Genomic DNA, 25,539 nt, shown 5'->3' with positions numbered 1-25,539 from the left:
CAAATGCAAATCCAACCCTGCGGCCCGCTGCGCGGCGAGATTACCGTGCCGGGCGACAAATCCATTTCGCACCGCGCGGTCATGCTGGGCGCGCTGGCAAATGGCACGACCCACATCACCGGCTTTCTGATGGGCGAGGACTGCCTTTCCACCATCGACTGCTTCCGCAAAATGGGCGTGGAAATCGAGATCACGGACAGCGAGGTCATCGTGGAGGGCGTGGGCCTACACGGCCTGTGCGCGCCGGAGGAGACGCTGTACACCGGCAACTCCGGTACGACCACCCGTCTGCTGTGCGGCATCCTGGCCGGACAGCCGTTCACCGCCACCTTAAACGGTGACGCCTCCATCCAGAAGCGCCCGATGGGCCGCGTTATCAAGCCGCTGCGCGAGATGGGCGCGTCTATTGAAGGCAAAAACGACAATTACTGCCCGCTCACCCTGTATCCAAGCGAACTGTACGGCATCGAATACCGCCTGCCGGTCGCTTCCGCGCAGCTTAAAAGCGCCATTCTGCTTGCCGGCCTCTATGCCGAGGGGCAGACCACGGTTATCGAGCCTGCGCCCTCGCGCGACCATACCGAGCGCATGTTCCGCGCCTTGGGCGTGGAGGTCGAAACACACGGCAGCACTATCACGCTCGAGCCGCCGGAGGACCTGTACGCCGTGGATATCCGTGTGCCGGGCGATATTTCTTCCGCGGCGTTTTTCCTGGTCGCGGGCGCGATCGTCGAGGGCTCAGAGCTGACGATCCGGAACGTTGGCGTCAATCCGACGCGCACCGGCATTCTGGACGTGCTGCACGAGATGGGGGCAGATATTTCCATATCGAATTTTCACGACGACGCGGAACCCGTATGCGATTTAACCGTCAAACATAGTATGCTGCGCGGTGTGGAGATCGGCGGCTCGATCATCCCCCGCCTGATCGACGAGCTTCCGGTCATCGCGGTCGCGGCGGCTTACGCCGAGGGCGAGACGGTCATCCGCGATGCGCAGGAGCTCAAGGTAAAGGAATCCAACCGCATCGCCGCCATGGTCACCGAACTGAAAAAGGCAGGCGTGGACGCAGAGGAAACCGACGACGGCATGATTATCCGCGGCGGCAAGCGTCCGCACGGCGCCGCCTTTGAAACCTACAAGGACCACCGCATCGCCATGAGCCTCGCCGTGCTGGCGCTCGCCGCGCGCAGCGCATGCCGTATCGACGAGCCGGAGGTCGTCGCGATCTCCTATCCCGACTTTTTCCATACACTGGAACGGTTGGGGGGCTGATACCATGCTGCTATCCATGGAACAGTTCCGCGTGTTCCAGCCGGAAAAGCCGACCTACGCGCTGTTCGGCTGGCCGCTCGGCCATACCATGAGTCCGGAACTGCACGCACAGCTGTTCGCGGCCTCCGGCCAGGACGCGGATTATATCGGCGTCGCCGTGCCGCCGGAAGACCTGCCGGAAGCGTTCGAGCTGGCAAAGCGCAGGCTGGGCGGCATCAACTGCACCATTCCGCACAAAAAAGCGGTCATCCCCCTGCTGGACGAGGTGGACACCGCCGCACGCAACCTGCACTCGGTCAACACCGTGGCATTCCGGGACGGGAAGGCGGTTGGCTACAACACGGATATCCTGGGCTTTGCCGAATCCCTTACAAGGGATGGGATCAGACTGCGTGGGAAAAAGGTCCTGCTGCTGGGCTATGGCGGCGCGGCTTCGGTCATGGCCTACCACTGTGTGACGCAGGGCGCGTACCTGACCATCACCGGCCGCAACCTGGACAAGGCGGAGTCCCTGCGGCAGCAGCTCTGCGCGGCCGTGCCCGGCGCACACATCGCGGTCTATAACCGCCGGCATATCCCCCGAGATATCCAGATCGTCCTGAATTCCACGCCGGTCGGCATGTACCCCAGGGAAAACGCCGCTCCCCTGCACTACCTGCCGCACAAGGCCGAATATGTGTTCGACGCGATTTACAACCCACCTGTAACCGCCACCATGCGGCTGGCCAACCCCAAAAAGGCCCGCGTGCGCGACGGTCTGTTCATGCTGGTCATGCAGGCGGCCTACGCGCAGACGGTCTGGTCGGGCGTGCGGTTCGAGCCGCAGGCCTGCGAAACCATTCTGCGCCGCACCTATGGCAAAATGGCGGTCAAGCGCCTGCATGAAAAGCACGGCAAGCGCAACATCGTGCTGTGCGGCTTCATGGGCAGCGGCAAGACCACCATTGGCCGGAAACTCGCCCGTCTGACCGGTTTGGAATTTATCGACGCGGATCAGTATTTAGAGGCGCGGGAGGGCAAAAAAATTCCCGACATTTTTGCGGAACAGGGGGAAGCGTATTTCCGCGATCGGGAATGCGCCTACATCAGGGAGCTTTCCCAGCGGGAAGGGATTGTGCTTTCCCTCGGTGGTGGCGCGGTGCTCCGGCCGGAAAACGTGAAAGCAGTCCGAGAGACCGGCCTGCTCATCCATCTGGACACTCCCTATTACCGCATCCTGAAAAACCTTTCCTATTCCAACACCCGCCCGCTGCTTGCCGGCCCTGACAAGCAGGCCGAAACGCGCCGCCTGTATAACGCGCGCAAGGCCGTCTACCACCATGCGGCAGATATCTCGGTGCGTAGTCCCAAGATATCCGAGGTGCTGGAAAAAGTGGTAAAGAGCATCTAAAAAGCCGATCGGAACCATGCTTCCGGTCGAACGGACGCACCGTGCCGGGCGCGGATGCGTCCCGCGCTTCGAAAAGTTCCGGAAACGAAGCTTTTCTCCGTATTGGTATAAAAACCCACGTATATGCCGCGGGTTTTTATGGTTTTCGGCGGCTGCACCGCTGAAAACCAATGTCATTGCCCCGCGCGCGGGATAGAGGCGCGCGGGACGGCGCTGCGTGCGAAGTGGGGGCGCGGCGCGGCAGCAAGGCTTCCACTATCCTGAGAAAATGAGGAGGACCATGAAACACTTCGCAAAAGTATCCGGCCGCCTGCTGGCGGCTTCCCTTGCCGCAGTACAGCTCTTTACAGCTGCGGCCGGCGCCGCATTCAGCAACGGCTTCACCTATTCCTATCCGGTGGGAGAAGGCTTGACCTATACCCGCTCGGAGGGCAAAAACAGCGCCGGCGTGCAACGTGCAAATATCCTGACATACCGGCCGAACACAGGCGTCTCGCCGATCATGGTGTATGCGGACGAGCAGCTTTACGGCAGCAGCGCCACGATCACAAACGCGGTCAAATATCTGGAGAGCCAAGGGAAATCGGTCATTGGCGGCACGAACGCCGACTTTTTCGTCATGTCCAGCGGCGTCCCGATCGGGCTGGTGATCGACGAGGGCGAGCTGATCTCATCCGACGCATGGCAGTATGCGGTCGGCTTCAAGGCGGACGGCTCGGCCGTGATGGGCCGTCCGACCATGAGTATGACGGTTTCCGGCGCAAGCGGCACGGTTTCTGTGTCCTATTTCAATAAAACCCGTACCACCGCGGGCGCATACCTGCTCGACCGCAACTATGACGATTCGACCCACTTTACCGCCAACGGCACCAACATCATCCTCGAGCGCGTGGATGATACGCCGGTCACGGTAAACGGCACGGTCAAAATGAAAGTCATCAACAAGGGAACGGGCAACAGCCCGCTCACCATCACGGACGACCAGATGGTGCTGACCAAGTCGGACGGTGCGAACGTCCCCTCCTGGGTGGACTTCCCTGTCGGCGAGGAAGTCACGCTCAAGGTCACGGCGAACGACGCCAACTGGGCGGATGTGGATTACGCGGTCGGCGGCAAGCTGCTGATCGATAACGGCTCTGTCACCACCTCGGGGATAGATGGAGGCTCTTCCAACCGCGCACGCAGCGCGATCGGCGTCCGGTCGGACGGTACGGTCGTGCTATACGAGGTTGACGGGAACCAGCCCTCGCACAGCGTGGGACTGACCGCCGCCCAGCTTGGGGAAGAGCTGGTATCGCTGGGCTGTGTCCGCGCCATCTGTCTGGACGGCGGCGGCTCCTCCGCCATGGCGCTGCGCAGGCCCGGCGAATCCACCGCTTCCCTGATTACCAGCCCCTCGGACGGTTCCCAGCGCGCCTGCGCCAACTATATTTTCTTTATCAACCATGTCACATCTGACAACGTCACTGCCTATGCGTTCCTCACGCCAAGCTACCGCTATGTGCTGCCGGGTGCTTCCACCTGGTTCTCGGTCAAGGGCGCGGACGCATCCTACGGCCCTGCGCCGGACCCCTCCGGCATGAGTTACACCGTATCCGGTGATCTGGGTACGGTCGAAAACCAGACATTCACTGCCGGTACGGCAACCGGCACCGCCACCATTACCGCTTCCAACGGTTCGGTCGAAGGCTCAATGGATATCTGCATCACGGGCGACGTCAATTCGATCGGCCTGCAGAGCGCTGGCAAGGACATCAGCTCAATCTCGGTCAAGCCCGGCCAGAGCGTCGATGTGGACGGGATCGCCTACCACCTTGGCCAGAAGATGGCCTCGATCGACACTGCTTTTAGCTGGAGCGTTTCCAGCGGCATCGGCTCGATCGACGAAAAAGGCGTGTTCACCGCGGGCGACAGCATGGCAAGCGGCACGCTCACCTGTTCGTATGGAGCGACCAGCAAATCCATAACGGTGAATGTCGGCATGGGCGACCCGCAGGACGCGGAAACCGTTGCAGATTTTGAGGCCGGCACGGACGGCTGCACGGCCACCGAGGGCATGACGCTTACCCGCGTGACCGGATATACAGCGGTCGCGCGCGGCGAAGGCTCGCTCAAGGCCGCCTATGACGGTACCAAGGTCGCGGCCGCGACGATCTCGCTCCCGCAGGCCGATGTTTCCGGCCGGAAGCACCTGACGCTGTGGGCGCGCGGCGAGGGGACGCAGGGTACGCTTACCGCGGTCTTTGCTGACGCCGAGGGCAATGAGCTGACCACAGCCCTGTCCGCGGCCACCACGGCCTCATGGAAGCAGCTTACCGCCGCCGTTCCGGAGGGCGCGTCCAAGCTGACCGGCATCCGCTTTGAACGCAGCGGCAGCGGGGCTGCGGGTTCCGCGCTCTACCTAGACCAGGTCGTCGTTTCCGCCGACCACGCGGTTACCAATACGGACGCCCCCTCGGTCAAGCTGAACAGCACCGCCCTGACCGTGGACGCCGGCGCGGCGGCCACGATCAGCGGTACCGCTACGATGGAGAATGGCAAATATCCCGCCCGTTCTTCCAACATTACAGTCAAGGTGGATGGGAAAGCGGTTGACGGCGCGGCTAAAATGAGCGGCGCCACCCTGACCGTCACAACCGGCGCGCTGTCTGCGGGTACGCATTGCGTCACGATCGACGTATCGGACGACGCAGGCAACCGCACCCGTGCTTCCGCAACCGTCACAGCAGGCAGCGCCAGCAACGCGTTTGCCGATACCGCTTCCCACTGGGCGCGCGGCTACGCTTCCCTGCTGAATACCAACGGCATAATGAAGGGCGAAACCGGCAGCGACGGGAAAACCTATTTTCGTCCGGAGCGGAATCTGACGCGCAAGGAATTTGCGGTCACGATGGCGCGCCTGCTCGGTCTGGACACCTCGTATACCGGCGCGCTCGACTTTGCCGACGATGCCTCCATACCGGATTGGGCGCGCGGCGCGGTCTACGCTGTTTCGCAGGCGGGCATCATGAACGGCGAGACACGGAACGGCAAGCTGTATTTCTCTCCGGACGCGGATATGACGCGCGCCGAGGTCATGACCGTGATCGGACGCTGCCTGCCGCGCGGCTATGCGGCGGCAAGTCTTTCCTATAAGGATGCGTCCTCCGTCCCCTCCTGGGCGGTCGATCAGGTCAGAACCTGCGTTGCTGCCGGCATCATCGGCGGCTATAGCGACAATACGTTGCAACCTCTGGGCAAGATTACCCGCGGCGAGATCGCCAAAATTCTCGCGCTGTTCTAAAAATGAATAACAAAAACCCCCTCTGCCGAATGACAGAGGGGGTTTTTGTTATACTTTCAGAAGCCGCCAGTCACACCGAGCACCTGTCCGGTGACAAAGGCCGCTTTGTCCGAGCAGAGGTACAGGATGCTTTCCGCGACCTCGCGCGCGGTGCCAATGCGCCCCAGCGGTGTTTGCTCCGCCAGCTCGTGCATGGTTTCCGCGCTGTGCACCGCATTCATATCCGTATCGATCACACCGGGCGCGACACAATTGACCCGAATGCCAGAAGGCCCCAGTTCCAGCGCGAGCGATCTGGTTAGACCGATCAGCGCCGCCTTGCTCGCCGCATAGTGGCTCTCGCAGGACGCACCAGCCTGCCCCCAGACGGAGGACACGGTCACAATACTGCCCTGCTTTCTGTGTAGCATGCCCGGCAGCGCGGAACGGATGGTCCGCACCGCGCCCAGCAGGTTGACATCCAGCATATGCTGCCATTCCTGCTCCGTAATGTCCTGAAACAGCTTCTGCTCCGCCACGCCTGCGTTGCACACCACCGCATCCAATCCGCCAAAATAGCTTACCGCCTCCCCCGCCGCACGTCCGACCGCACGCTCATCCGTCAGGTCGGCACAAAGCGCCAGCGCACCGGACTTTTCCGCCAGCGCGCCCGCGGCTGCGCGGCTGGCGCGGTAGGTGAAGGCCACATTCCAGCCCGCATCGGCAAATACCTGCACACACGCGGCGCCAATACCACGTGAACCGCCGGTAATCAAGACTGTCTGCGGCATGTCAGATCGCTACCGTCTGCTGCGCCACAAACAGATCCTGCTCCAGGTCCTTCTGGCGCGCAAGCCCTTCCTCGATGTCCAAGTCGGTGACGCGGTTATCATCGAACACGATCACGCGGTTGGTCTTGCCCGCCTCCAGCGCCATCACCGCCTCATAGCCCATGCGGGTCGCCATCACGCGGTCACGCGCGGACGGGGAACCGCCGCGCTGGATGTGGCCAAGGATGGTCACACGCGTATCGATGCCGGTCGCCTCATGAATCCGGTCGGCAACATCCTGCGCGGCGCCATAGCCCTCCGCCACAATAATAATATGGTGGTTGCGGCCCTTGATGCGCCCGACGCGCATCTTCTCGATGATATCAACATCAAAGTTCAGCTCGCGCTCCGGCAGGCAGATCGCGGTAGCGCCGACCGCGCAGCCAACGTGCAGCGCCAAATGACCCGCCCGGCGCCCCATGACCTCAACGACCGAGCAGCGCTCATGCGACTGCATGGTGTCGCGCAGCTTATCGATACATTCAATCGCAGTATTGCAGGCCGTGTCAAAGCCGATCGTGTAATCAGTACACACGATATCATTATCGATCGTACCCGGCACGCCGATGCAGGGTACGCCCTTGCGGGACAGCGCCTGCGCCCCGCGGAACGTACCGTCGCCGCCGCAGCAGATCAGTCCGTCGATCCCCAGATAACGGCAGGTATCCGCCGCCTTCTGCAGCCCTTCGTCGGTCAGCATCTCCTTGCAGCGGGCGGTATACAGCATCGTGCCGCCCTTGCGGATGATCCCGTCCACGCTGCGCGCCGCCATCTCGATGATATCGCCGTTAATCAGGCCGCTGTAGCCGCGGCGGATGCCAAGCACGGAGATATCGTGCGCCGAAGCGGTGCGGACGACCGCACGGATCAATGCGTTCATGCCCGGCGCGTCGCCGCCGCTGGTGAGCACGCCAATTCTGCGAATCTGTTTGTCCATAATGAGCCTCCTGTATCGGTTGCTTCTCAAAATAATATTTGCCTTACATGGCGGAGCCTTGTCCGGTTCCCTACTGCATTATAACATCTTCCTCGCCCAAGAGGAAGCGTAATTTTTCCAAAAGCGGCACATCCGGCTGGCACCAGTATTCCCGCTTGGCCAGCGTTTTTTTCCTAGTGTCCGTGGGATAGAGATAAACCGGCGTATCGCCTGGCTGCGCCAGTAGTATGGCCTTGATCTGCGGCCATTCGTCGCTGCCCATGCTGTCAATGCGCAGGAACAGCTTCTGCGGCGCAAGCCGCGCCGCCTGCTGGTCGGTATATACCGACCGCTGCGGGTTCTGCTGTGCGAGCATGCTGTTCACTGCGCTTTCGGTCAGCGGCTGCGCTTCGTTCAGCAGCACCTTGGGCGCTTCATCCTCGCGCGCGTCGATCTTACCGGTAAGCAGTACCGCGCTGTCCTCGGTCAAATAGGCGCCGCACTGCTGCAGCGAGCGCGGGAACACGATCAGCTCAATCGACGCGGACTCATCCTCCACCGTCACATATGCCATCATCGAGCCGTTTTTGGTGGATTTGAGCCGCACAGAGGTGATAACGCACGCCAGCCGCACAGTCATTCCATCCTTATAGGCGGGCTGGGTGCTTTCCCCCGAAAGATCGTCGATGATCTTCCGGATGGAGGCCGCGTCTGCTTTTTTCGCCAGCTCCCGATACTCGTCCATCGGATGACCGGACAGGTACAGGCCGGTCGTTTCTTTCTCCATTGCCAGAAGCTCTCGCTTGCCCGCCTCGGGGATATCGGGCAGGGCGATCTGCGTATCCTGCACCTCGTCATTTCCCATGCCGAACAGGTCCATTTGCCCCTCAATGTTTTTCTTGCGGCTCTGCGCGATCGCATCCACCACCGCGCCCACAATCTGCAGCAGCTGGCTCCGCCGGTATCCCATGGAATCGAATGAGCCGGCTTTGATCAGGCTTTCGAGTGCACGCCGGTTCAGTTCCCGATCGTACATGCGCTCGCAAAAATCCTGGAACGACGAAAACAGCCCTCCTGTCTCGCGCTCCTCCACAAGCTGCTTCATGAACGACCGGCCGACGCCCTTGACCGCAGCAAGGCCGAAGCGGATGTCCCGTCCGGAAACCGAAAACCCATCGAACGACTCGTTCACATCCGGCGGCAACACCCGAATCCCCATTTCACGCGCGGCCTGGATATACTCGGAAATCTTGTCCGACCAGTCCAGCACGGAGGTGAGCAGCGCTGCCATATATTCGCGCGGATAATGGCACTTGAGATAGGCCGTGCGGAAGGAAACAACCGCATAGCACACCGCATGGGCCTTGTTGAACGCATAGTTGGCAAAGTCCATGATCTCGTCGAACAGGCCTGCCGCAATGTGCTCCGGCACGCCGCGTTTGACCGCGCCGTCGATGCCAAGCGTCTCATTGCCGTGGATGAAATTGACGCGCTCTTTCTCAAGCTCCTTCATCTTCTTTTTGCTCATCGCGCGGCGCACCATGTCCGCCTTGCCGAGCGAGTAACCCGCCAGGCTCTGAAACACCTGCATGACCTGCTCCTGATAGATCATGCAGCCATAGGTGACTTTCAGGATCGGTTCGAGCAGCGGGTGCTTATAGGTCACCTTTTCCGGATGGTGGCGGCATTCGATATAGCGCGGGATGGACTGCATCGGCCCCGGCCGGTACAGCGCCACAACCGCGGTGATATCCTCGATGGACGCGGGGCGCAGGCCGGTGACGACGTTGGTGATACCCGCGCTTTCCAGCTGGAACACTCCCATCGTTGAGCCGCGGCCGAGCATCTCATAAGTGGCCTTGTCGTTCATATCCACGGTTTCGATGTTAAAATCCGGCACATGGCGGCGGATCATCTTTTCTGCGTCCGCGATCACCGTCAGGTTACGCAGGCCGAGGAAGTCCATTTTGAGCAGCCCCAGTTCCTCGAGCGTGGTCATGGTGAACTGGGTGACCATCTGCTCATCGTTGCGCGCAAGCGGCACATAGGTATCCACCGGATCCTTGGTAATGACCACGCCCGCCGCGTGGGTCGAAGCGTGCCGCGGCATTCCCTCGAGCGCGCGGGCGGTATCGATCAGCTCGCGTACCTGCGGCTTTTCGTCATACATCTTTTTCAGCTCTGGATTAACCGCCAGCGCCTTGTTGATCGTGATGTGCAGCTCGTTTGGCACCTGCTTGGCAACCGCGTCCACCTCGTTATACGGGATTGACAGCGCGCGTCCCACATCGCGGATCGCGCCGCGCGCAGCCATGGTGCCGAACGTGACGATTTGCGCTACGCGGTCCTTGCCGTACTTTTCGGTGACGTACTCAATCACCTCCGGCCGACGCACATAACAAAAATCCACGTCTATATCCGGCATGGAAACGCGCTCCGGATTGAGGAAGCGTTCAAAATACAGAGAATAGTGGATAGGGTCCAGGTCGGTGATGCCCAGGCAGTAGGAAACGATCGAGCCCGCCGCCGAGCCTCGCCCCGGCCCGACGGGGATACCGTTGCTCTTGGCATAGCCGATGAAGTCGGAAACGATCAGGAAATAATCCACAAAGCCCATCTGCGCGATCATATCGATCTCATACTGCAGGCGGGCGCGCACCGTGCCGTCGTCATCCGGATAGCGTTTAGCAAAGCCCTCGTCGCACAGCTTCTGCAGGTACTGCAGGGCGCCATACCCCTTCGGCACATCGAATTCCGGCAGATGGTACTTGCCAAACTCAAACTCGACCTGGCAGCGCTCCGCGATCCTGACGGTGTTCGCAAGCGCTTCCGGATGCTCTGGGAACAGTGCGGCCATCTCGTCCGCGTCCTTGATATAAAACTCCTGCGTCTCAAACTTCATGCGGGTGGGGTCGTCCACCGTCTTGCCCATCTGGATGGACATGAGCACGTCCTGTATTTTTGCGTCCTGTTTGGTCAGATAGTGCGCGTCGTTCGTGGCGACCAAACCAATATCCAGCTCTTTTGCGAGCTGATACAGCCCCTCGTTTACCTTTTTCTGCACCTCGATGCCATGGTCCTGCACCTCGAGATAGAAATGGTCGCGGTCAAAAATATCCAAAAACTGTTCGCACAGCTCATAGGCGCCGTCCATATCGCCCTCGGCCAGCGCGCGCGGGATCACGCCCGCCAAGCACGCGGACAGGCAGATCAGGCCCTCGCTGTGCTGCCGGAGCAGGTCCATATCGATGCGCGGCTTCATATAAAAGCCCTCGGAAAAGCCGAGCGACACCATATGGATGAGGTTGCGGTAGCCGGTCATATTCTCGCACAGCAAAATCAGATGGCTGTGCCATTCACCATTCACATAGCTGCGCTCAAAACGCGAATGCGGCGCCAGATATACCTCGCAGCCAATCACCGGATGGATGCCCTTGGCCTTACAGGCGCGGTAAAAATCAATCACGCCATACATCACGCCGTGATCGGTCAGCGCGCATGAGGTCTGCCCCAACTCGGCCACTCTCTCCACCAGCCCCTCGATCCGGCACGCGCCGTCCAGCAGGCTGTATTCACTATGCACATGCAGGTGCGCAAACGGTACCATTTAGTCCTCCTTTGACGCAAATTCCGTTATTTTTTTCAGCCGGTGGCTCAGCCCCGGCTTGGAGATCGGCGGGTCGAAGCGTTGTGCAAGCTCGGCCAGGCTGTCGGTCGGATAAGCCAGCCGCAAGCGGACGGTTTCGCGCAGCGCTTCCGGAAAGGCTTCCTCCCCGCGCCGGTCGAGCACCGCGCGGATCGCGGCGACCTGGCGCGCGGAAGCGTCCGCCGCTTTCATCAGGTTCGCAGTCTCGCAATTAACCTGCCGGTTAATCGTGTTGCGGATATTCTTTTCCACCTTGGCCTGCATCAGCTCCATCGCCGCGCGCGGCGCACCGATGCGGGTCAGGAAATCCTCCACGCTCGCGCCCTCCTTAAAGTACAGGAGGCAGGAATTACCGCGGCGCGCCTGCTTGGGCGACAGCCCCAAATCGAGCAGCAGGCTTGTCTCCTCCCCCGCAAGGCTCTGCCGGCCGGCTTTCAGCTCCAGATGGCTTTTTTTATCCGGCCCCGCCACCGTACCCGCCATCAGGAACGCGCCGCGCAGGAAAGCAGCGACGCAGCAGTCGTTTTCCAGCACGTTCCGGTTGAGATGGTAGGCGAGGTGGCTTTTCAGGTCATATCCCAGCACATCAAAGATCCGCGCGATCTGCGCTGGCTCCCCGACAGTATGCTGTAGCTTGCGCCCCGCCCGCTGCGGCGCGCAGTCCACGGAAAACGCACGCTGCAGCAGCGCCTGCAGCCGGCGCGCCACAAATACGTTTTCCGTGGACAGCCGTATCTCTTTATGGGAAAATACCGACGCGTGCAGCAACACGCCGTAAGCTTCCGCCCGCGTGCAGCACGCACGCTGCATGGAAACGCGGCACAGCTCGGCCTTTACTTCGGTTGAAAAGGACATGGACCGCTCCTTTATCTGTCAATCAGCGCTGATAATCGCGGTGCATGGTGACCACGCCGTAGTCCCGACCGCGCAGATGCTCGGAAAGCGCCTCCGCAATCGCGACCGAGCGGTGCTTCCCACCAGTACAGCCGATGCTGATGATTACGTTCGCTTTTCCTTCCGCCACATACCGCGGCAGCAGAAAATCGATTGTCGAGGTCAAATGTTGCATCAGCTCATCCGCCATGCCGCCCTGGAACACGTAGTCGCGCACTTCCGGATCGGTACCGTTTTTCTCGCGCAGGCTCATCTCATAATAGGGGTTGGGCAGGAACCTCACATCAAACACCAGATCGGACTCGGGCGGGATGCCGTATTTGAAGCCGAACGACTGCACGATCACCTCGAACGCGCCGCCGCCATCCGTCCCCGCGAACAGCGCGAGCAGGCGCTCGCGCAGCCCCGCTGCGGACAGTCCAGTCGTATCGACCACAAAATCCGCGCGGCTCTGTAGCGCGGCCAGCATGCTGCGCTCCTTCTCGATCGCAGCCGTCATGCCAATACCCTTCTCCATCAGGGGATGCTTACGGCGGGTTTCCTTAAAGCGCCGGATCAGCGTCGGCGTATCCGTATTCAGAAACAGGATCCGGTAGTCGCAGCCCATGCTCTTGATCGAGTCCAGCGAATCGAACAGCTGCTGGAAATCCCCGCCCGCGCGCACATCGGTCACAAGCGCGACGCGCTCGTACCGCTCAGTCGCGGCAAGGCATATCTCGGCAAAGCGCGGGATGAGCGCGATGGGCAGGTTATCCACGCAATAATACCCCAGGTCCTCAAACGTGGCGACCGCGCGGCTCTTGCCCGCGCCCGACATACCCGAAACAATCAAAAAATACATCGATTCATCCCCCTTGCCCATTCGTCCATGCTTACCGGATGATCCGGACCTCGCATTCCAATTCCACGCCGAATGCCTCCCGCACGCGGCTCTGCACCAGCTCGATTAGGCGCAGCATATCGTCGCAGCTCGCACCGCCGCGGTTGATCAGAAAGCCCGCATGCTTTTCCGATACCTGCGCCCCGCCGACGGAAACCCCTTTCAGCCCCGCGTCCTCGATCAGCCGTCCGGCAAAATACCCTTCCGGCCGCTTGAATGTCGAACCCGCCGATGGATAGTTAAGCGGCTGCTTATCCCGCCGCCGCTGCGCAAGGTCGGCCATTTTGAGCTGGATCGCGGTGGGGTCACCCGGCCGCAGCCGGAGCGTTGAACGCAACACCGTCCATTCTGGATGGGCGCGGAAAGCGCTGCGCCGGTAGCCGAAGCCGTGCGCCTCCCCCTCCAGCACATGCCGCGCGCCCACTCCGTCCAGATACTCGGTTTTTTCCACAATGCCCGCCATCTGTCCGTCATACGCGCCGGCGTTCATAAATACCGCGCCGCCCAAGCTGCCCGGGATGCCGGCGGAAAACTCCGCTCCGGTCAGCCCCGCGCGCTGTGCGCGCCGTGCCACACGGCTGAGCAGCGCGCCCGCTTCCGCAGTGACCCGACAGTCCTCGCCGACGCGCACCTCGTCCAGCCCGATCGTACAGATGACCGTGCCGCGCACGCCATCGTCCGAAACCAGCATATTCGACCCGTTCCCCAGCACCAGCAGCGGCAGCTCATGTTCGCGCACCACGGAAAGGGCGGTCGTCAGTTCCGCAATGGTTTTCGGCATGACAAACAGGTCCGCCGGTCCGCCGATCGCAAAGGTAGTGTGGCGGCTCATGGGTTCGTTAATCGCAATATCTATCTCTGGCGCGGCTTTACGAAGGGCCGCCGCGCATTCGTTGATGTTGATACGGTGCTCCATCCTTTTCCTCCAAGCAAAGCAAAAGCAATATATAATATTATACCAAACCGCAAGGTAAAGTGCAAACGAAAGGCACCCCTATGGGGTGCCTTTTTGGTGAACGGTTTCCGGCAGCCGGTTAATTGCTCGCCTCATCCAGCAGGCTCGCGCCTTCCGCCATATCGTTGACAGCGGTACGCAGCTGCTCATCCATCTGGGATACCAGCTCCGTCAGCTTGGTCTGGTCGGTTTCCTCCGTCATTGCCACGACTGTATCGATAAAATCGATCATCGACTGGCAGCCGGACTGCATCTTCTCGTGTCCCGCCGCATAGGCTTCCGGCGGGGTGATTGCGATAAAGTCGTTAAGCGGTGCCTTCATGGACTCCAGAACCTCTTTCGCAGACTCCGGATCGGTCATTGCGGTGCTGGCATTGTTCTGGATCTCGGTCATCTCCGCGCCCAGATCCTCTACCGCCTGCTGGTATTCCTCCTCGGTCAGCGCGGCCGACGCCGCCTGATCCCCGCTGCCGGCGTTGTCCCCGCCGCTGCACGCAGCCAGCGATAACGCCATTACCGCCGCCAGCAGCGCGGCCAGCAAACGCTTCGTCATGTTCTTTTTCATACTCTTTCTCCTTATGACCTTACAAATTTTAGCATAAGCTATGGTATCATTATACAAAAAGAGCGTGAAAAAGTAAAGAATTTTTGTGGCAAAAAATGCAACAGGAAATACTTTTCTTATTGTTTATTCTACCTATTAATTTTTAGTGGAACCAGACTTCCTCATGCTCCCCGCGCCGTGGGCGCCCCAGGAGCATGCGTATGGCTTCCTTAGCGGACAGGCCGTTATACAGCACCTCATACATTGCCTCGGTGATCGGCATGGACACCCCCTGCTGCTGGGCCAGGCGGTAGCCGGCTTCGGTCGCGTAATAGCCCTCCACGGTCGCGCCGACCTCCTGCATTGCCTCCTGTGCGGTCTTGCCCTGCCCAATCAGGATACCCGCGCGGCGGTTGCGCGAATGCATTGAGCAGCAGGTAACGATCAGGTCCCCCACGCCGGACAGCCCCGCGAAGGTCTCCTGCTTGGCGCCGAGCGTAACCCCCAAACGGGCGATCTCGGTCAGGCCGCGCGTCATAAACGCGGCTTTGGAGTTATCCCCCAAGCCCAAGCCATCCGAAATACCCGCGCCAAGAGCGATAATGTTTTTGAACGCGCCGCCCAGCTCGCAGCCGACCAGGTCGGACGAGGTGTACACACGGAAAAAGGTATCGTTCATAAACGCAGCCTGCGTCAGCTCAGCCGCCGCCCTGCTCGCTGATGCGGCAACAATCGCGGTCGGCACCCCACGGGCCACCTCCTCCGCGTGGGTCGGGCCGGTCAGCGCTACCACGGGATTGCGGCCGCCCATCGCCCGGTCGATCGTTTCCGAGAAGCGGCAGTAGCCGTGCTGGGAATCCAGCCCCTTGCCCACATTGACGATCACCGTACCCGCTGGAACGATGCGGGAGAGCTGCTCCGCGGTCGAAGCCACGGCAAAGGACGGGACGGCCATCACCACCAGGTCCGCTTCCGCCGCGCCCGACATATCAGTCGTGACCGTGATCCCCTCTGGAATCCTCACCCCTGGCAGCAGCTTTTCGTTTGCCCGCTCGCGATGCAGCAGGTCGCATTCCTCCTGAAAAAAGGTCCAGGAGGTCACCGCATGGCCGTTATGGTGCAGCAGCATAGCCAGCGCAATGCCCCAGCCGCCGGTACCCAATACAAAAACCTTCATTTTCCGCTCTCCTCTCCATCGGAAGCTATTTTCTCAATGGTCTTTTTACTTTTGAAGGAAAACCTGTTCTCTTCCCCGTGCAGCATACGCATGATATTGCTCCGGTGCATGAAGATGACCGCCACCGCCATACCGAATGCCATCGCGGTCAAAACCGAATCGCGGTAGAACAGCAGGGTCGTAATGGGGAAGCTGACCGCGCCCAGAATCGAGCCAAGCGAGATCCAGCGCGTCACCGCAACCGCCAGGAAAAACAGCACGAACGCGATCAGGAAAATGCGCCAGTCGAACAGGAGCAACATGACCGCGCCGACCAGCACGCCCTTTCCCCCGCGGAAGCCAAAGTACACAGGAAACATATGCCCCAGTATCACGAAAATACCGGCCACCAGCTTGCCGACCGGTCCAACCAGAAGCGCGCCGATCGAGATTGCCGCCGCGCCCTTTGCAATGTCCCCCAGCAACACGAACAGCGTTTTGCCCGCCCCCATTGTGCGGTAGGCGTTGGTCAGTCCGGCGTTGCCGCTGCCATAGTTGCGGATATCCTTGCCGAGCGTTACCTTGCTGACGATGATTGCAAAGCTCAGCGAACCCAGCAGGTAGCCGCACACCGCGATGATGGCAAATTGCGTCAATGTCATGTTGTCGTCCCCCAAGAAATTAATTTAATCCTTGTCCCCGCGCTCACGGATCACCATGCGCACGGGCGTGCCTGTCAGTCCGAACACCTCGCGGATCTGATTTTCCAGATACCGCTGGTAGGAGAAGTGGAACAGGCGAGCATCGTTGCAGAAGCAGACGAACGTCGGCGGACAGGTGGATGCCTGCGTCATATAGAAGATACGCAGGCGGCGCCCCTTGTCAGTCGGCGGCTGCACGCGCGCGGTCGCCTCGGCCAGGATGGAATTCAGGCGGCCGGTCGGGATGCGCATATGGTTCTGCTCGTGTACCGCTTTGATCAGGGCGAACAGCTTATCCACGCGCTGTCCAGTCTGCGCGGAAATGAACAGCACCGGCGCATAGGGCATGTATGCCAGCCCCTCGCGCACGCGCAGCGTGTATTCCTTCATCGTGGAGCCGTCCTTTTCCACCAGGTCCCACTTGTTGACCACAATGATGCAGGCCTTTCCGGCATTATGCGCCTCGCCCGCGACCTTGGTGTCCTGCTCGGTCACGCCCTCGGTCGCGTCGATCATAATGACGCACACATCCGCGCGCTCGACCGCGAGCAGGGAGCGCATAACCGAATATTTCTCAATCTTCTCGTCCACCCTGCTTTTTTTGCGGATGCCCGCCGTGTCGATAAAGGTGAACCTGCCGTGCGCGTTGTCCAGATCGGCGTCCACGCTGTCACGCGTCGTACCCGCCACATTGGAAACGATCACGCGCTCCTCGCCCAGCACGCGGTTGAGCAGGCTGGACTTGCCCACGTTCGGCTTACCGATCAGCGCGACGCGGATGCGGTCCGACGCTTCCTCGCCCTCCTCCTCGGGCGGGAAATGCTCGTAAGCCGCGTCCAGCAGCTCGCCCACGCCATAACCGTGCAGTGCGGAGATGCCGTAAGGCTCTCCCAGGCCGAGGTTATAAAACTCATAAAACTCCGCCGGCGGGTCGCCCGGCTTATCGCATTTATTGACCGCCAGCACGATCGGCTTGCCCGAACGCAACAGCATCGCCGCCACATCCTGATCCGCCGCGGTCACGCCGGTGCGCAGGTCGGTGATGAGCACGATCACATCCGCATGGGAGATCGCAGTTTCCGCCTGAAAGCGCATGAACTGCAAAATTTCGTTGTCGTTTGACGGTTCGATGCCGCCGGTGTCGATGATGGTAAAATCACGTCCGCGCCAGTCGCTTTCCGCATATAGCCGGTCGCGTGTTACGCCCGGCGTATCCTCCACAATGGACAGGCGCTTGCCCGCCAAGCGGTTAAACAGCTGTGATTTACCGACGTTCGGCCGGCCGACAATCGCCATAATCGGCTTTGGCATATCCTTTCCCTCCTCTTTGCTTTTCGGGGGCTAATCTTCAAAAATTTTGGCGAGCAGGTCCGCGCCGTCGATCTCGACCGGAACGATGGGTACGCCGATCGCGTCCGACACCTGTTCCGGCGTGCAATCATCCAGGAACACGTCTCCCCCATCCCGCAGCATATTGGCGGAGATCAGCACGCGCTCGCCCAAGTCCCGCCCTTTCAACTGGGCGATCAGATCCTGGCCGGTAATCAGTCCGGCAACCGAGACCAGCGGCCCAAAGAAATCGTTGCGAATCGCCACGACTCTGCCGCTTAAATTATCGCATTTTGCGGCCGCCTCGTCAAGCAGGACCGCCAGAGAAGGCGCGGCGGCCGTGCCGGTCGCAATGGTAAACGGCCGCGCCGCGCGCCCCTCGTAATCCGGCAGCGCCAGCCGGAACTCCTCCATGAACAACGGCAGCATGCCGATGCCGTTTTCAAACTGGGTAAACTCCTCGTAATACACCGTATTCGGCAACGGGCGCTCCGCCTTGAGGTACAGCTCGTCCCCGCACCAGACCAGGCGCGTGCCGAGCTCGCGCAAGCATTCCTGCGCGAACGGCTCGACGATATCCAGAATCGCTTCCGCGCAGGGCTTATCCGTCGCCTCCAGTGGATACAGCCCCTCGCGGTGGCGTGTCATACCGAACGGCACGACCGAGATTGTATTCACCGCGGGATAGAGCTTCTTCAGATCGTTCAGCGAGCGGCGCAGCTCCTCCCCGTCGTTCAGCCCCTTGCACACGACGAGCTGGCAATTCATCGTGATGCCGCCCTCCGCGAAGCGCTTCATGATCCGAAGTGCTTCGCCCGCGCGGCGGTTCTGCAGCATTTTGACGCGCAGCTCCGGATTGGTGGTCTGCACCGAGATATTGACCGGCGAAATATGCATCCGCAGGATACGGTCCACATCCGCGTCCGACAAGTTGGTCATGGAGATATAATTCCCCATCAGGAAGGACATGCGCGCGTCGTCGTCCTTTACATAGAGCGTCTTGCGCATCCCACGGGGCAGCTGGTCGATAAAGCAGAACACGCACTTGTTCGAACACTGCTTCATCCCGTCCATCAGATAATGCTCGAAATTCAGGCCGAGCGGCTCGCCCTCGCGCTTGCGCACACGCACCTCGCGGACGCTTTCCCCATCCGCTTCCAGCACGCGGAGCGTCAGCCGCGCGTCGTAGCTGTAAAATTTGTAATCCAGCACATCACGGATCGCTGTCCCATCGATCTGCAGCAGAGTCTCCCCCGCCCGCAGTCCCGCGCGCGCCGCCGGACTGCCCGCATCCACACTGACAATTTTTGACGCCATCCAGCGCCCTCCTTTCTGCATTTTTCACGCTTGCCGGAACGTTTCCCCCCTGGGACGCATCCGGCCGCACCCGCCATCACGCCCGACCGAAACCATGGATCCGATCGAGGGCGAAAAAAATGGAGAAGCCGTTGCCGCCTTCTCCATCCTTTGTTCTGTTTTCAGCCTTACGCTTCCTTAACGGCGACAACCTCACGGCCGTTGTAATAGCCGCAAGCCTTGCACATTCTGTGAGCCAGCTTCATCTCGCCGCACTTCGGGCATTTGGACATGCCGGGCAAAGAGAGCTTCCAATGGGAGTTGCGGCGCTTGTCGCGACGGGCTTTCGAAACCTTTCTCTTCGGTACTGCCATGGTGGATACACCTCCTACTCTATCTTCTCAATTTGTTTGACTGTTTTATGTGCTCTTGTCCTCATCAGAGTCGAGCAGGGCGCGCAGCGCGGCAAAACGCGGATCGATCTGCTTTTTGTCGCAGTCGCAGTCAACCTCGTTGCGGTCGGCGCCGCAGTGCGGACAGAGGCCTTTGCAGTCCTCCTTGCACAGATATGTCATCTGTACCTGCAGGATCAATGCCGGCACCAATACGTCCGCAGGATCCACGCTGTCACCGGTCAGCACGAAAAGATCGTCCTCTTCCTCCGTCTCAGGGTCGTCCGACAAAATCATATCCGTCTCGGCTGTCAGCAGAATATCCAACGGCTTCAGACAGCGGGCGCAGGCGGTGGAGTAAATCGTTTTGATCGTCCCTTTCAGCCGCAGGACGCCGCTCTCGTTCGAAACCTCCCCGCTGATCTGAACCGGACTTTGGAACGGCTTCGCGCCATACAGCGTTTCCTCCCGCAAATCAAGCGTTTCGGAAAACGGGATGCTGACGGTATTCGAGCCGGTCAGTTTTCGCAAATCAATCTTCATGTCAACCTCACATGGTACTAAGATAGTATACTACATCCTTTTGCCCTTTGTCAAGCAAAAAACGACTTTATCATCGGCGCATCGGCGCATTTTAATGATAAAAGGTTCCGTCCGGATGGACGGAACCTTTTATAACACAAATCTGTCTTATCAGCCCATGAGCAGGTTCGGTACAAACAGAATAATGCCGGGTACATAAGTGAATATCAGTAGCACCGCAAACAGCATTATGATCCACGGCCACACCTCTCTGCAGTAGCCGGAGAACGTACATCCTGTAATCGAGGTGGAAACGAACATCATCGCGCCGAACGGCGGGGTAACGCCGGCCAGCGTCAGGTTGATCGCCATAACGATACCGAAGTGGATCAGGTTTACATCCAAGCTCTGCGCAGCCGGTACGAGCAGCGGGGCGAGCAGGATCATTGCAGCGCCGCCCTCGAAGAACATACCAACAATAGCGAGCAGGATGTTGACCAGCAGCAGGAACTGCCAATCCGTGTGGCAAATCGCCAAGATCGCTTCGGAAATAATCATCGGGATACGTTCCCAAGTCAGGAACTTGCCGAACGCGATAGACGCGCAGATGATCAGCATGATGCCGGAGGTAGCCTCAACGGACTCACGCAGGATCGGCAGCAGTTGCTTGACATGGATGGTGCGGTAAATCAGCGCGCCGACCAACAGAGCGTAAACGATGCAGCAGGCGCCGGCTTCGGTCGGGGTGAACACGCCGAAACGCAGGCCCATGATCAGGCCGAACGGCAGGAACAGCGCCCAGATAGACTGCTTCAGGTTCTGTGCGAACTCCTTCGCGGTACCGATGCGATCACGGGTGGGCTTATAGCCGCGCTTGCGGGACTGGATGCCTGCCAGCGCCATTTCAGCAACCATGATCAGGAAGCCGGGGAAATAGCCGGCATAGAACATTTCCTGAATGGAAACGCCCGACGCAGTTGCATACAGAATCAGAACGATTCCGGGCGGGATGATCGGGGTGATACAGGAGGATGCAACCGTTACAACGGTCGAAAACTCCTTGGAATAGCCCAGGCGCTCCATTTCCGGAACCAGCATTTTGGACTGCATCGCTGCGTCCGCGTTCGCGGAACCGGACAGACCGCCCATCAGAGCGGAAAGAACGATGTTAACCTGCGCAAGACCGCCCGCAAACTTACCAACGAGCAGCTCGCAGAGGTTCATCAGTCGTTCTGTGATTCCTGAATAGTTAAAGATAACACCGGCAGCCGTAAAGAACGGGATTGCCAGGTAGGTGAACGATGTTGTACCGGACAACATGTTCTGAACCATAATATCCGTCGGCTGAGACGACGAGTTAAACATAAAGTATACCAGTGTGGAGAATGCGAGCGAAAACGCCACCGGTATTTTCATGAAGAGAAACAGAAACAGCAGGAGAAGTGGAAACCATACTGTAAATGACATTTCTCTTTACCTCCTTCCATAGTAAACGTGTATTCTTCCTTATGCGCGGTTTTCCAGCGAAGTTTCCGCGAACTCCTTGCCGATGATGGACCAGTACAGGAAACGAAGCGAGTACAGGCACATGACAAAGAAGCCGATCAGCGCCGGAAGGTCCATAAAGGTATACGGAATACGCAGCGCAGCCGTAGGACGAACCCACGCCTCCACGGTGAGGATAAAGCTGTAATAGGTAAGAACCGCATTACCAATCGCCAGGATGACAAAATTGATGATGTAGATAATACGCTTCGGGAGTTTGGGAAGGCGGTCCACAATGACGTCAATCGCGATCATGCCCTGGTTCTTATACAAAGTACAAACACCGAAGAACACGGTATAGGCAAAGCCCAGATACGATACCTCTTCCGCCCATGCAAAGGACTTGGAGATAACGAAACGCGAAAATACGTTAATGATAATCGCCAGGCACATTACAACGAAACCTACGCTTGCAATGTACATTTCCCAATCGTTAATAAACTTTTTGAAAAAGCCTTGTTTGTTCTCGTTCACAGATTAATTCACGCCTTTCTTTCACAAAAAGCTATTTGCGAAATGGAATGTAGCAAAAAAGAGTCAGAGTCAACATGAGGTGGGTATGAAACAGTCATACCCGCGCCGTCAAACCAGTTCCCCCCGTTTTAACGGCGCGGCATACAACCGTTCTACATCATTAGATTCTTATCGTAATTAAGTAGATCGAAAGCACCAATCAGGTTTTACGCAGCAGCTGCGTCATCCGCGGCGGCATCGGTATCAGCAGAAGCACTGGAATCGGTCGCGCCGATCGCTTCCTGGATGCGCTCTACCAGATTGTCGCTCCACTCCGGGAAAGCTTCCGGAACGTGCTCGAACGAATAGTCGCGCCACTCCTGGATCGCCTCGTCGGTCGGGTAAACTTCCTGAACGCCCTCGTTGATCATATCTTCGAGCATCGGGCCAACAACGGACTCAACCTCTTCGATAGCCTGCGCCGGGTAAGCCTGGCCGACCTCGTCGATCGCCTTCTTGCCCTCTTCCGGCAGGGACTGGTATACTTCTTCCGACATAACCATGATGGTCGGAGCATACAGGTGACGGGTGTAGTTCAGGTACTTAGCAACCTCGTGCAGCTTCGCGGAGTACAGGATATGGATCGGGGACTCAGCGCCGTCCGCAACGCCCTGGCTGATAGCCTGATAGGTCTCGGACCAGGTGCAGGTGGTAGCGTTGCCGCCCATGACGTTAACCATTTCGGTCCACATCTTGGTCGGAGCGCAGCGGAGCTTCATGGTGGAAGCAGCAGCGCGGTCCGGCATCGGGGACTTGGTCAGCCAGTTGCGCTCGCCAAAGTAAACGGCGGTGATAATGCGCATGCCTTTTTCATGGAGCTGAGCCTCAAGCTCCTGGCCCAAGTCGGACAGCCACAGGTTACCAACGTCTTCCGGCTTCTGGAGCAGGTAAGGCATCATGAACGCGGAATAGTCCGGAACGTAGTCAGCCAGGTGGGAGAAGTCGCAGTCCTGAATAGCGGCAGCGCCCTTGGAAATGGATTCGATTACGTCGGTGGTGGCGCCCAGGGACTCAGACGGGTAGATCTGAACGTCCAGCGTGCCGTTGGCAGCCTCGTTGATGCGGTCGCAGAAGTTCGACCAAGCTTCGTACATCGGGTCGGAGGTGGTCTTGATGGAGTTCATCTTCAGAACGACCGGCTCATTGGAGGAGCCACCGTCAGCCGCTGCATCGCCGCCATTGTCCGCACCGGTGTCGGTGTTGCCACAAGCAGCCAGAGACAGAGCCATGGCAGACGCCAGAAGCGCCGCGAGTAATCTTTTCTTCATGTTACAACCTCTTTTCTTCGCTTTCTTAAAAGTGAGATTTATATGCAGGCTGGGGGGGTGCCAGCCTGATATACTATTTATTCGCCGGTATACTGCGGCTCGCGTTTCTCGAGGAACGCGGTAACGCCCTCGTTGAAGTCCTTGTGCCGCGCCATATACCGCGTGTAGGTGACCTCCAGATCGTTCTTGCGCTTCATCTGGAAATCCTCCTGTGCGTTCATGCACGCCTTGAGGTAACGCAGTACGAGCGGTCCGCGCTTGCAGATCTCACGCGCCTTGTCCATCGCCGCGGGCATTAGCTCATCCAGCGTATCGACAACCTTGGTCACGCCGCCGTACTTGGTCAGCTCCTCCGCGGTGATAAACGTGCCGCAGTAGCACATGTCGCGCTGGATCTGCGGCGGCAGGATGCGGGCTAGATGGCCCGAGCCGCCGACGACCGAAAGCTTTGCCTCCGGCGCGCCGAATACCGTACCCTTGACCGCGATCGTGATGTCCGCGCCGGCCGGATAGCACAGGCCGCCGCCCAGGCAGTGGCCATGCACCGCGCAGATTAGCGGCACGCGCAGCTCGTACAACGCGAGCGCACCGTCGTAATATACCTCCTGCGTATTGGTAACGTCCTTGTCATCAATGCTTTTTTTGAAGCGCTTGATGTCAACGCCCACACAAAACGTCTTGAGGTCGGAATGCATGATGCACACCCATATATCGTCATCATGGTTGATATAATCGCACAGCATGATGATCTCTTCCTGCACCGTGCCGCTGGCCGCGTTGACCGGCGGGTTGTGCAGCGTTAAAATGCCAATATGATCTTCTACTGTCAGGAAAACCTGCTCCAGCTTATGCTCCCCGACCATTTCTACCGTTCTCGTTGCCATGCTTCAGCCCTCCTCGCCATAACGCGCATGATATGCGGCCCAGAGTTCGTCTCGGAAATCCGGATGCGCAATGTTGATCAGCAGCCTTGCGCGCTCGCGCAGGCTCTTGCCGCGCAGATTCGCCACGCCGTATTCCGTCACGATGTAATGCACGTCGGTGCGGGTCGTCGTGACCGTCGTACCTGGCTCGAACACCGGTACGATGCGGGAGATCGTGCCATGCTTGGCCGTGGACGGCATCGCCAAGATGGACTTGCCGTTCGGACACATGGACGCGCCGCGCACATAGTCGAGCTGGCCGCCGATCCCCGAGAACTGGTTGATGCCCATGGACTCGGAGTTGACCTGGCCGTTGAAATCGACCTGGAGGCAGGAGTTGATGGAAACCATCTTGTTCTGGCGCGAGACAACCACGGGGTCGTTTACATAATCCACCGTGAGCATCATAACGTCAGGGTTATTATCAACGAAGTCGTACAGCTTTTTGCTGCCCATCAGGAACGCCGCGACCATCTTGCCCTTGTTTTCGGTCTTGGCCGCGCCGGTGATGACGCCCTGCTCATACAGGTCGACGACGCCGTCGGAGAACATTTCGGAATGGATGCCGAGGTCTTTCTTGTCGCCCAGGAACTTGAGCACGGCGTCCGGTATGGAGCCAATGCCAAGCTGCAGCGTGGAGCCGTCCTCGATCAGGCTGGCGCAGTTGCGGCCGATCGCCTCTTCAACCGGACCAATCTTGCCGCCGCCCAGCTCGGGCAGAGGCCGCGAAGCTTCCACGGCATAGGTGATCTGGGACACATGGATAAATGAATCGCCCATCGTGCGGGGCATCTGGTCGTTGATCTGCGCGATCACCACCTTGGCCGAAAGCGCAGCCGGCTTTGTGCCGCCGACCGATACGCCGAACGAACAGAAGCCGTGTTCATCCGGTGGGGTCAGTGATACCAATGCAACATCGATCGGGAACGTCCCGTCGGTGAAAAAGCGCGGCGACTGATGGAAATAAAACGGGGTGTAATCCGCACGTCCCTCATTGACGGAGGCGCGTGTCACCGGACCAAGGAACAGGCCGTTGTAATTGAGGTGGCCCTTCATCTTGGGCTGGGTGTACTCGCCCTTCCCCATCGGTACCCAGTGGCAGATCTCCACGTCCTCATACTGCTCGTAGTTTGCTACCAGCGCGTCGGTCAGTACCAACGGTTCGTTTGCGCCATGGCCGAAGAATACCCGGCAATGGTTCGGGATGTGCTTGACCGCTTCTTCCGCGGTCGTGAGCTTCGACTGATAGATCGCTCTCCAGTCTTTCATTTTAGTTCGACCTCCAACTGCCACTCGAACCCC

The 25,539-nt window shown here is 59.3% G+C and carries 21 protein-coding genes; 3 read left to right on the top strand and 18 right to left on the bottom strand.

The window, feature by feature from the left end:
* Window positions 1-3: 3 nt before the first annotated feature.
* The 3 genes from aroA to DBQ51_RS15150 all read left to right on the top strand — a co-directional run bounded on the left by aroA (window position 4) and on the right by DBQ51_RS15150 (window position 5,948).
* Entirely contained in the window at window positions 4-1,275 is a 1,272-nt protein-coding gene (gene aroA / locus DBQ51_RS15160) for a 3-phosphoshikimate 1-carboxyvinyltransferase (protein WP_054327296.1), read from the top strand.
* A gap of 4 nt (window positions 1,276-1,279) precedes the next feature.
* Entirely contained in the window at window positions 1,280-2,665 is a 1,386-nt protein-coding gene (locus DBQ51_RS15155; RefSeq protein ID WP_107631972.1) for a shikimate kinase, read from the top strand.
* 280 nt (window positions 2,666-2,945) lie between these two features.
* Entirely contained in the window at window positions 2,946-5,948 is a 3,003-nt protein-coding gene (locus DBQ51_RS15150) for a phosphodiester glycosidase family protein (RefSeq protein ID WP_159068204.1), read from the top strand.
* Between the two features lie 56 nt (window positions 5,949-6,004).
* On the opposite strand, the gene DBQ51_RS15145 is transcribed toward DBQ51_RS15150, so the two are convergent.
* From DBQ51_RS15145 to DBQ51_RS15060, 18 genes are all read right to left on the bottom strand, one after another.
* Window positions 6,005-6,718, bottom strand: a complete 714-nt coding sequence (locus DBQ51_RS15145; RefSeq protein WP_107631970.1) for an SDR family NAD(P)-dependent oxidoreductase — start codon at window positions 6,716-6,718, stop codon at window positions 6,005-6,007.
* Window position 6,719: 1 nt separating this feature from the next.
* A complete protein-coding gene (gene pfkA, locus DBQ51_RS15140) occupies window positions 6,720-7,694 on the bottom strand; it encodes a 6-phosphofructokinase (RefSeq protein ID WP_054327292.1) in 975 nt (324 codons plus the stop codon).
* A gap of 70 nt (window positions 7,695-7,764) precedes the next feature.
* The gene (locus DBQ51_RS15135; RefSeq protein WP_054327291.1) at window positions 7,765-11,280 is read right to left on the bottom strand and encodes a DNA polymerase III subunit alpha; all 3,516 of its coding nucleotides are present in this window, start codon (window positions 11,278-11,280) and stop codon (window positions 7,765-7,767) included.
* Window positions 11,281-12,174, bottom strand: coding sequence for a DNA-binding protein WhiA (gene whiA / locus DBQ51_RS15130; RefSeq protein WP_054327290.1), 894 nt, complete (start codon window positions 12,172-12,174; stop codon window positions 11,281-11,283).
* A 22-nt stretch (window positions 12,175-12,196) separates the two neighbouring features.
* Window positions 12,197-13,054, bottom strand: coding sequence for an RNase adapter RapZ (gene rapZ / locus DBQ51_RS15125; protein ID WP_107631969.1), 858 nt, complete (start codon window positions 13,052-13,054; stop codon window positions 12,197-12,199).
* Window positions 13,055-13,085: 31 nt separating this feature from the next.
* Window positions 13,086-14,009, bottom strand: a complete 924-nt coding sequence (gene murB / locus DBQ51_RS15120; RefSeq protein WP_107631968.1) for a UDP-N-acetylmuramate dehydrogenase — start codon at window positions 14,007-14,009, stop codon at window positions 13,086-13,088.
* Window positions 14,010-14,127: 118 nt separating this feature from the next.
* A complete protein-coding gene (locus DBQ51_RS15115; protein WP_054327288.1) occupies window positions 14,128-14,613 on the bottom strand; it encodes a DUF6376 family protein in 486 nt (161 codons plus the stop codon).
* Window positions 14,614-14,755: 142 nt separating this feature from the next.
* Window positions 14,756-15,769, bottom strand: a complete 1,014-nt coding sequence (locus DBQ51_RS15110; protein ID WP_107631967.1) for an NAD(P)H-dependent glycerol-3-phosphate dehydrogenase — start codon at window positions 15,767-15,769, stop codon at window positions 14,756-14,758.
* Window positions 15,766-16,410 (bottom strand): glycerol-3-phosphate 1-O-acyltransferase PlsY, encoded by a 645-nt coding sequence (plsY, locus tag DBQ51_RS15105; protein ID WP_054327286.1) that lies wholly within the window; start codon window positions 16,408-16,410, stop codon window positions 15,766-15,768. The genes DBQ51_RS15110 and plsY overlap by 4 nt, the downstream gene beginning before the upstream one ends.
* Window positions 16,411-16,434: 24 nt before the next feature.
* Window positions 16,435-17,760 carry a ribosome biogenesis GTPase Der gene (gene der / locus DBQ51_RS15100; RefSeq protein ID WP_107631966.1) on the bottom strand — a complete coding sequence of 442 codons (1,326 nt, stop codon included), beginning with the start codon at window positions 17,758-17,760 and terminating at the stop codon, window positions 16,435-16,437.
* A gap of 30 nt (window positions 17,761-17,790) precedes the next feature.
* Window positions 17,791-19,095, bottom strand: coding sequence for a DUF512 domain-containing protein (locus tag DBQ51_RS15095; RefSeq protein ID WP_054327284.1), 1,305 nt, complete (start codon window positions 19,093-19,095; stop codon window positions 17,791-17,793).
* A gap of 167 nt (window positions 19,096-19,262) precedes the next feature.
* A complete protein-coding gene (rpmF, locus tag DBQ51_RS15090; protein WP_054327283.1) occupies window positions 19,263-19,448 on the bottom strand; it encodes a 50S ribosomal protein L32 in 186 nt (61 codons plus the stop codon).
* A gap of 45 nt (window positions 19,449-19,493) precedes the next feature.
* Window positions 19,494-20,009, bottom strand: a complete 516-nt coding sequence (locus DBQ51_RS15085; protein WP_054327282.1) for a YceD family protein — start codon at window positions 20,007-20,009, stop codon at window positions 19,494-19,496.
* A gap of 150 nt (window positions 20,010-20,159) precedes the next feature.
* Window positions 20,160-21,455, bottom strand: a complete 1,296-nt coding sequence (locus DBQ51_RS15080; RefSeq protein WP_054327281.1) for a TRAP transporter large permease — start codon at window positions 21,453-21,455, stop codon at window positions 20,160-20,162.
* Window positions 21,456-21,494: 39 nt separating this feature from the next.
* On the bottom strand, window positions 21,495-22,007 hold the full coding sequence (locus DBQ51_RS15075; protein WP_107631965.1) for a TRAP transporter small permease: 513 nt from the start codon (window positions 22,005-22,007) through the stop codon (window positions 21,495-21,497).
* Window positions 22,008-22,213: 206 nt separating this feature from the next.
* Window positions 22,214-23,314 carry a TRAP transporter substrate-binding protein DctP gene (dctP, locus tag DBQ51_RS15070; RefSeq protein ID WP_107631964.1) on the bottom strand — a complete coding sequence of 367 codons (1,101 nt, stop codon included), beginning with the start codon at window positions 23,312-23,314 and terminating at the stop codon, window positions 22,214-22,216.
* Between the two features lie 77 nt (window positions 23,315-23,391).
* Window positions 23,392-24,198, bottom strand: a complete 807-nt coding sequence (locus tag DBQ51_RS15065) for an enoyl-CoA hydratase/isomerase family protein (RefSeq protein ID WP_107631963.1) — start codon at window positions 24,196-24,198, stop codon at window positions 23,392-23,394.
* A gap of 3 nt (window positions 24,199-24,201) precedes the next feature.
* Window positions 24,202-25,506 carry an acetyl-CoA hydrolase/transferase family protein gene (locus DBQ51_RS15060; protein ID WP_107631962.1) on the bottom strand — a complete coding sequence of 435 codons (1,305 nt, stop codon included), beginning with the start codon at window positions 25,504-25,506 and terminating at the stop codon, window positions 24,202-24,204.
* Window positions 25,507-25,539: the final 33 nt, after the last annotated feature.

Source organism: Agathobaculum massiliense (genome assembly GCF_900291975.1).
GTDB classification, from domain to species: Bacteria; Bacillota; Clostridia; order Oscillospirales; family Butyricicoccaceae; genus Agathobaculum; species Agathobaculum ammoniilyticum.
This window is presented reverse-complemented; position numbering and strand designations above follow the sequence as displayed.

What these genes read in the sequence shown, in the direction of transcription:
- dctP (WP_107631964.1), bottom strand. Translation starts at nt 23,314, where the DNA reads ATGAAGAAAAGATTACTCGCGGCGCTTCTGGCGTCTGCCATGGCTCTG.
- DBQ51_RS15115 (WP_054327288.1), bottom strand. Translation starts at nt 14,613, where the DNA reads ATGAAAAAGAACATGACGAAGCGTTTGCTGGCCGCGCTGCTGGCGGCG.
- whiA (WP_054327290.1), bottom strand. Translation starts at nt 12,174, where the DNA reads ATGTCCTTTTCAACCGAAGTAAAGGCCGAGCTGTGCCGCGTTTCCATG.
- DBQ51_RS15080 (WP_054327281.1), bottom strand. Translation starts at nt 21,455, where the DNA reads ATGTCATTTACAGTATGGTTTCCACTTCTCCTGCTGTTTCTGTTTCTC.
- DBQ51_RS15150 (WP_159068204.1), top strand. Translation starts at nt 2,946, where the DNA reads ATGAAACACTTCGCAAAAGTATCCGGCCGCCTGCTGGCGGCTTCCCTT.
- DBQ51_RS15065 (WP_107631963.1), bottom strand. Translation starts at nt 24,198, where the DNA reads ATGGCAACGAGAACGGTAGAAATGGTCGGGGAGCATAAGCTGGAGCAG.
- DBQ51_RS15110 (WP_107631967.1), bottom strand. Translation starts at nt 15,769, where the DNA reads ATGAAGGTTTTTGTATTGGGTACCGGCGGCTGGGGCATTGCGCTGGCT.
- rpmF (WP_054327283.1), bottom strand. Translation starts at nt 19,448, where the DNA reads ATGGCAGTACCGAAGAGAAAGGTTTCGAAAGCCCGTCGCGACAAGCGC.
- plsY (WP_054327286.1), bottom strand. Translation starts at nt 16,410, where the DNA reads ATGACATTGACGCAATTTGCCATCATCGCGGTGTGCGGCTACCTGCTG.
- DBQ51_RS15095 (WP_054327284.1), bottom strand. Translation starts at nt 19,095, where the DNA reads ATGGCGTCAAAAATTGTCAGTGTGGATGCGGGCAGTCCGGCGGCGCGC.
- aroA (WP_054327296.1), top strand. Translation starts at nt 4, where the DNA reads ATGCAAATCCAACCCTGCGGCCCGCTGCGCGGCGAGATTACCGTGCCG.
- DBQ51_RS15085 (WP_054327282.1), bottom strand. Translation starts at nt 20,009, where the DNA reads ATGAAGATTGATTTGCGAAAACTGACCGGCTCGAATACCGTCAGCATC.
- DBQ51_RS15135 (WP_054327291.1), bottom strand. Translation starts at nt 11,280, where the DNA reads ATGGTACCGTTTGCGCACCTGCATGTGCATAGTGAATACAGCCTGCTG.
- der (WP_107631966.1), bottom strand. Translation starts at nt 17,760, where the DNA reads ATGCCAAAGCCGATTATGGCGATTGTCGGCCGGCCGAACGTCGGTAAA.
- rapZ (WP_107631969.1), bottom strand. Translation starts at nt 13,054, where the DNA reads ATGTATTTTTTGATTGTTTCGGGTATGTCGGGCGCGGGCAAGAGCCGC.
- murB (WP_107631968.1), bottom strand. Translation starts at nt 14,009, where the DNA reads ATGGAGCACCGTATCAACATCAACGAATGCGCGGCGGCCCTTCGTAAA.
- pfkA (WP_054327292.1), bottom strand. Translation starts at nt 7,694, where the DNA reads ATGGACAAACAGATTCGCAGAATTGGCGTGCTCACCAGCGGCGGCGAC.
- DBQ51_RS15145 (WP_107631970.1), bottom strand. Translation starts at nt 6,718, where the DNA reads ATGCCGCAGACAGTCTTGATTACCGGCGGTTCACGTGGTATTGGCGCC.
- DBQ51_RS15155 (WP_107631972.1), top strand. Translation starts at nt 1,280, where the DNA reads ATGCTGCTATCCATGGAACAGTTCCGCGTGTTCCAGCCGGAAAAGCCG.
- DBQ51_RS15060 (WP_107631962.1), bottom strand. Translation starts at nt 25,506, where the DNA reads ATGAAAGACTGGAGAGCGATCTATCAGTCGAAGCTCACGACCGCGGAA.